The organism is Streptomyces sp. NPDC127108, from assembly GCF_042677545.1.
GTDB lineage: Bacteria > Actinomycetota > Actinomycetes > Streptomycetales > Streptomycetaceae > Streptomyces.
Genome location: NZ_JBHXTE010000097.1, coordinates 1 through 6,331 on the forward strand (window position 1 = coordinate 1; position 6,331 = coordinate 6,331).

A 6,331-nucleotide genomic window follows, 5' to 3' on the forward strand; every position below is an offset into this window, starting at 1 on the left:
GCACCCAAGAGGTGCCGGGCCACCGCCGTCGGCCGCGCGCCGGAGCGCGTCAGGGCCTCACCCCACCGGAGTGAAGTCCCGCGCCCCGATGTACTCGGGCCGCCGCACCGGCGCCGCGAACGGCTCGACCGCGGCGTTCTCCACGCTGTTGAAGACGAGGAAGACGTTCGAGCGCGGGTAGGGCGTGATGTTGTCGCCGGAGCCGTGCATGGCGTTGCAGTCGAACCAGGTTGCCGAGCCCGCCTCGCCGGTGAAGAGGCGGATGCCGTACTCCCCGGCGAGCCTGGTCAGCGCCTCGTCGGACGGCGTGCCCGCGTCCTGCATCTGCAGGGACTTCTTGTAGTTGTCCCGCGGCGTCTCGCCCGCGCAGCCGAGGAACGTCCGGTGCGAGCCGGGCATGATCATGAGCCCGCCGTTGGTGTCGTGGTTCTTGGTGAGCGCGATCGACACCGAGACGGTCCGCATGTTCGCCAGTCCGTCCTCCGCGTGCCAGGTCTCGAAGTCCGAGTGCCAGTAGAAGCCCGACGCCCCGAAGCCCGGCTTGACGTTGATCCGGGACTGGTGGACGTACACGTCGGAGCCGAGGATCTGGCGGGCCCGGCCGACCACGCGCGGGTCGGCGGCGAGGCGGGCGAAGACCTCGCTGATCCGGTGCACCTCGAAGATGGACCGGACCTCCTGGGAACGCGGCTCGACGATGGAGCGCTCGTCCGCGCGCATCGCCGGGTCGCCCACGAGGCGCTCCAACTCGGCGTGGTACTCCGCGACTTCCTCGGGCGCGAGCAATTGCTCCACGGCCCGGAAGCCGTCACGTTCGAACCCCGCCAGGTCCTCGCCGGTGAAGGGCCCCGGCGCACCCGGCGCGGACCACACCACGGGGTCCTTGCGCTCGATGAGCACCTCTTCGGCGCCTCGGGTCGGGTACAGGTCGGCGGTTCGTCCGGGTGCGGTGGTCATGGTGTTGCCTGCCTCTCCTCTCTCGTACGGCCCTGTGCGGGATGTCTCTCCGTCAGCCTCGGTTCACGCCTCCGGCTCGGTGAGCAGCGGGTACACGCCGTTCTCGTCGTGGTCCTCGCGGCCCGTCACCGGCGGGTTGAACACGCACAGGCAGCGGAAGTCCTCCTTGATCCGCATGGTGTGCTTCTCGTGCCCGTCGAGCAGATACATCGTTCCCGGCGTGATGGTGAACGTCTCGCCGGTCTCGTCGTTGGTCAGCTCGGCGACGCCCTCGGTGCAGACGACGGCCTCGATGTGGTTGGCGTACCACATGCTCGTCTCCGTACCGGCGTAGAGCACGGTCTCGTGCAACGAGAAGCCGACGCGCTCCTTGGCGAGCACGATGCGCTTGCTCTCCCAGGTGCCCGACGCGGCCTTGACGTGCCGGTCGGTGCCTTCAATGTCCTTGAACGAGCGGACGATCACGGTGAGTTGTTTCCTTGTCTGTGCGTGCGGTGTACGTGTTCAGGCGGTCTCGCGGACCGCGCGGGCGAGCGTGCGCAGGCCCTCGTCCAGTTCGTCGGCCGTGATGGTCAGGGCCGGGAGCAGCTTGACGACCTCGCTCTCGGGGCCCGAGGTCTCGATGAGCAGGCCGAGTTCGAAGGCGCGCTTGGCGATGGCGCCCGCGCGCGGCTTGTCACGGAACTCGATGCCCCAGACCAGGCCGCGGCCGCGGTACTCCTCGATGGCGTCGCTGTTCTCGTCGACGATCGCGATCAGCGCCTGCTCGATCTGCTCGCCGCGGGCCTGGGTCTGCTTCTCCATCGCCGGGCCGTCGGACCAGTACGTCTCCAGGGCGGCGGCGGCCGTCACGAACGCCGGGTTGTTGCCGCGGAAGGTGCCGTTGTGCTCGCCCGGCTCCCACACGTCCAGCTCCGGCTTGAACAGGCAGAGCGACATGGGCAGGCCATAGCCGCTGATGGACTTGGACACCGTCACGATGTCCGGCACGATGCCCGCCTCCTCGAAGGAGAAGAACGCGCCGGTGCGGCCGCAGCCCATCTGGATGTCGTCGACGATCAGGAGCATGTCCTGGCGGCGGCACAGGTCGGCGAGCGAGCGCAGCCACTCGGCGCGCGCCACGTTGATGCCGCCCTCGCCCTGCACGGTCTCCACGATCACCGCGGCCGGCTTGTTCAGGCCCGAGCCCTGGTCCTCCAGGAGCCGCTCGAACCACAGGAAGTCCGGCATCGAGTCGTCGAGGTAGTGGTCGAAGGGCATCGGCGTGCCGTGCACCAGCGGGATGCCCGCGCCCGCCCGCTTGAAGGCGTTGCCGGTCACCGCGAGCGAGCCCAGCGACATGCCGTGGAAGGCGTTGGTGAAGGACACGATCGACTCGCGGCCCTTGACCTTGCGGGCCAGCTTCAGCGCGGACTCCACCGCGTTGGTGCCCGTCGGGCCCGGGAACATGACCTTGTACGGCAGGTCGCGCGGGCGCAGGATCAGGTTCTGGAACGACTCCAGGAACGCCCGCTTGGCCGTCGTCGACATGTCGAGGCCGTGGGTGACGCCGTCGCGCTCCAGGTAGTCGATGAGGGCGCGTTTGAGGACCGGGTTGTTGTGGCCGTAGTTGAGCGAACCGGCCCCCGCGAAGAAGTCGAGGTACTCATGACCGTCCTCGTCGAACATGCGGCTGCCCTGCGCGCGGTCGAAGACGGTGGGCCAACCGCGGCAGTAGCTGCGCACCTCCGACTCCAGGGTCTCGAAGACGCTCAGGTCGGGCTGGGTGATGGTCACAGCGGATCTCCTGGGAGATGGATTGATCGTGAGGGGTTCTGAGTGGACTGGGTGTGTGCCGGGGGCATGTGACGGTGCGTCAGGCCCTCGGGGCGCGGCTGCCGGCCGGTCAGCGGAAGAGTGGGGCGATGTCGTACAGGACTTCGGGCTCGTGCCCGCCGTCGTCGCCGGGAAACAGCGCCGCGTCGAACAGCACGGTCCGCTCGACGCGCGCGCCGTGGCGCTCCGCGAACGAGGTGAACAGGCGCTCGGAGGCGGTGTTGCCCGGCGAGATGGTGGTCTCCAGGGCGTCGAACCCGGGGTGGGCGGCGACCTTCGCGGCGAGACCGTCGAGCAGCGCACCGGCGAGACCGCGGCCACGCTGCGCGTGGTCGACGGCCACCTGCCAGACCACCAGGGTGCGCGGCTTGTCGGGGCGGACGTAGCCGGTGATGAACCCGACGGGCTCGCCGTCCGAGTCCCTGGCCACGACGGATGTCGCCGCGAAGTCGCGGCACCACAGCAGGTAGCTGTACGAGGAGTTCAGGTCGAGGACCTTCGAGTCGCGGGCGATCCGCCAGATCGCGGCGCCGTCGGCGACACCCGGGGTGTCGATCCGCAGGCCCTCGGGCATTTCAAGGAATTTCGCTTGCAGGTCGGTCGGTAGATCGGCTTGTGCAGCGGTCATGCGGATTGAATTTACCGAGCAATTTCTGGGATTGCATCGGGGGAAGGGGTTACGCGCGGCGCATTCGTGTGTTATCACGCAGGCGCGGGCGCCCGCACGAATGGCCGGGGTTTTGTGGGGTTATTGCCTGATTTATTTCCGACAAAACGGCCCCGCTGTGGAGTGCGTCACAGCGGCGTAACCCCTGCGAGACGTGCCCGAATTACGGCGTTTGGCGCTGGCGAAACCTTAGTGTTTAGGGCCTCGAAAAGCGGGCAGAAGAATACGGGAAGCTGCACTCATAAAGAATTCATGAAAGCGCACGGGGTAATTGGCCTGGAGCGCTTTATCGCGGTGCGTGAATCGTGTTTTCGGCAGGTGCCGGACGGGCTGTCCCGTTCGTGGTGCGGCGGGCACGAACAGCCCGTCCGGCGTTTGAGGACGAGCGCGGAGCGCGATCAGCGCTCACCCAGGACTACCCCCAGGTGACCGTGACGGCGCGCCGACCGGCCTCCAGGTCCACGGCGAGCCCGACCTCGCCCATCGCCGCGCCGAGCGCCGCCAGCGACGCGTGCACCACGCCGCGCGTCGCGTCCGGGCCGTAGTGGTTGACGCGGATCATCTCCTTGGCCAGCGCGCCCCCGCCCGCCACCAGCGGCAGCACCGGGTCGGCGGCCAGCGCCCGCGCGACCAGGTCGGCGGCGTCGACGCCCCGCGGCGCCCGCAGCGTCGTCGCGACCGGCGCGGCGTCCGCGGCCTCGTACACGTACGGCTCCAGACCGCCGCCGAGCGCGAGGGCGCCCGCACGCGTCGCCGTCGCCGCCGTCGCGTGCCGCCCCATCAGCGCGGCCAGGCCCTCCGCCTCGATGCGCTCCACGCACGCCTCCAGGGCCAGCATCTCCAGCTGCGCCGGAGCGTGCAGAAGCGCCTTGCGGCCGCCGTCGATCCACCGCTCCTTCCAGTCCAGGAGGGAGAGGTACGAGCGACGCGGGGCCTCGGGGTTGGCGGCCATGCGCTGCCAGGCGCGCTCGCTCACCGACACCGCCGAGACGCCCGCGGGGCCGCCCATCGCCTTCTGCGCGCCGATCACGCACAGGTCCACGCCCCACGCGTCCGGCAAGAGCGGCTCGGCGGCCACCGAGGCCACCGCGTCCAGCATGAACAGCGCGCCGTGCGCCCGTACGACCTCCCCGATCTCCGCCACCGGGTTGGTGTTGCCGGTCGCCGCCTCCGCGTGCACCAGGGACACGAAGTCGATGTCCGGGTGCTCGGCGAAGGCCGCCTCGACCTGCGCGGCCGTCACGGCGGTGTGGAACGGCACCGCGAGGTCGACGACGCTCGCGCCGCAGTCCCGCAGCCAGTTCCCGAAGGTCTGCCCGTACGGACCGGTGATCACGTTCAGGGCCTTGGTGCCGGTCCTGGCGGCGCCCCGGATGCAGCCCTCCAGGGGCAGCAGCGCCTCGCCCTGCATGATCACGACGTCCTGCTCGGTGTCCAGGAGCCGGGCCACCCGGTCCTCGATGGCGGCGAAGTGCGCGGCGCCGAGCGGCGCCAGGTCAAGGAAGGGGTGCGTCACGCTGCTGCTCGCTTCGGTAACTCGGTAACGGGGTCTCAACGGCCGGTCGGTGAGGAGGCCGCGGGGCTCGGGCCCGGGCCTCTCGCCGTCGAGCGTACCCACCGCCCCCGTCAGCCCTGTCGACTCCCACGCTGCTGTCTAAGCTGACGCACATGAGCGAACGCGCGGTGCTGCACGTGAAGGGGCGGGTGCTCGTAGGGCCCGATGACGTACGCGACGAGCTGTGGGTGGTCGGCGGGCGGGTGACCTACCAGCGGCCCGCCTCGGCCGCCGGGTCCACCGGGGCCGCAGGGTCCGCCAGGGACACGCTGACCCTCCGGGGGTGGGTGCTGCCCGGCCTCGTCGACGCGCACTGTCACGTCGGCCTCGACGCCCACGGGCCCGTCGCGCCGGACGTCGCCGAGAAGCAGGCCCTCACCGACCGCGACGCGGGCACCCTGCTCCTGCGTGACGCGGGCTCGCCCTCCGACACCCGCTGGATCGACGACCGCGAGGACCTGCCGAAGATCATCCGCGCCGGGCGGCACATCGCGCGCACCCGCCGCTACATCCGCAACTACGCCCACGAGATCGAGCCCGACGACCTCGTCGCGTACGTCGCCCGCGAGGCGCGGCGCGGCGACGGCTGGGTCAAGCTCGTCGGCGACTGGATCGACCGCGACGCCGGTGACCTCACCGCCTGCTGGCCGCGGGGCGCCGTCGAGGCCGCCATCGCCGAGGCCCACCGGCTCGGGGCCCGCGTCACCGCCCACTGCTTCGCCGAGGACTCCCTGCGGGACCTCGTCGAAGCCGGCATCGACTGCGTCGAGCACGCCACCGGGCTCACCGAGGACACCATCCCCCTCTTCGCCTCCCGCGGCGTCGCCATCGTCCCCACCCTCGTCAACATCGCCACCTTCCCGCAGCTCGCCGACAGCGGCGAAGCGAAGTTCCCGCGCTGGTCCGCCCATATGCGGCGGCTCCACGCCCGTCGCTACGACACCGTCCGCGCCGCCTACGACGCCGGTGTCCCCGTCTACGCCGGCACCGACGCGGGCGGCGCCCTCGCCCACGGCCTCATCGCCGGGGAGGTCGCCGAACTCACCAAGGCGGGCATTCCGGCCGTCGAGGCGCTTTCCTCGGCGGTGTGGCGTGCGCGGTCCTGGCTGGGGCGCCCTGGGCTCGTCGAGGGGGCCCCTGCGGACCTCGTCGTGTACGCGGAGGATCCGCGGGCCGACGTGCGGGTCCTTGCGGCGCCTTCGGCGGTGGTGGTGAACGGGAGGGTGGTGGGCTGAGGCGGGTGCCTTGCCGGGGGCTCCCCAATCCCGCCCCTTCCCGAAACCGGGGCTCCGCCCCGGACCCCGTATCGGCGCTCCGCGCCTCGTCCTCAAACGCCG

At 70.8% G+C, this 6,331-nt stretch carries 6 protein-coding genes; 1 reads left to right on the plus strand and 5 read right to left on the minus strand.

Annotation, left to right across the window (positions count from 1 at the left end; all coding sequences use genetic code 11):
• Positions 1 to 57: 57 nt before the first annotated feature.
• From thpD to ACFVHO_RS40385, 5 genes are all read right to left on the minus strand, one after another.
• A complete protein-coding gene (gene thpD / locus ACFVHO_RS40365; RefSeq protein WP_385725524.1) occupies positions 58 to 957 on the minus strand; it encodes an ectoine hydroxylase in 900 nt (299 codons plus the stop codon).
• 63 nt (positions 958 to 1,020) lie between these two features.
• Positions 1,021 to 1,422: an ectoine synthase gene (locus ACFVHO_RS40370; RefSeq protein WP_190116602.1), complete on the minus strand. Its 402-nt coding sequence runs from the start codon at positions 1,420 to 1,422 to the stop codon at positions 1,021 to 1,023.
• Between the two features lie 39 nt (positions 1,423 to 1,461).
• Positions 1,462 to 2,733, minus strand: a complete 1,272-nt coding sequence (gene ectB / locus ACFVHO_RS40375; RefSeq protein ID WP_385725525.1) for a diaminobutyrate--2-oxoglutarate transaminase — start codon at positions 2,731 to 2,733, stop codon at positions 1,462 to 1,464.
• A 109-nt stretch (positions 2,734 to 2,842) separates the two neighbouring features.
• Positions 2,843 to 3,400: a diaminobutyrate acetyltransferase gene (gene ectA, locus ACFVHO_RS40380; RefSeq protein WP_385725526.1), complete on the minus strand. Its 558-nt coding sequence runs from the start codon at positions 3,398 to 3,400 to the stop codon at positions 2,843 to 2,845.
• 454 nt (positions 3,401 to 3,854) lie between these two features.
• Entirely contained in the window at positions 3,855 to 4,955 is a 1,101-nt protein-coding gene (locus tag ACFVHO_RS40385) for a pyridoxal-phosphate-dependent aminotransferase family protein (RefSeq protein ID WP_385725527.1), read from the minus strand.
• A 152-nt stretch (positions 4,956 to 5,107) separates the two neighbouring features.
• Between ACFVHO_RS40385 and ACFVHO_RS40390 the strand changes: the two genes are divergently transcribed.
• Positions 5,108 to 6,229, plus strand: a complete 1,122-nt coding sequence (locus ACFVHO_RS40390; RefSeq protein WP_385725528.1) for an amidohydrolase family protein — start codon at positions 5,108 to 5,110, stop codon at positions 6,227 to 6,229.
• Positions 6,230 to 6,331 lie beyond the last annotated feature (102 nt).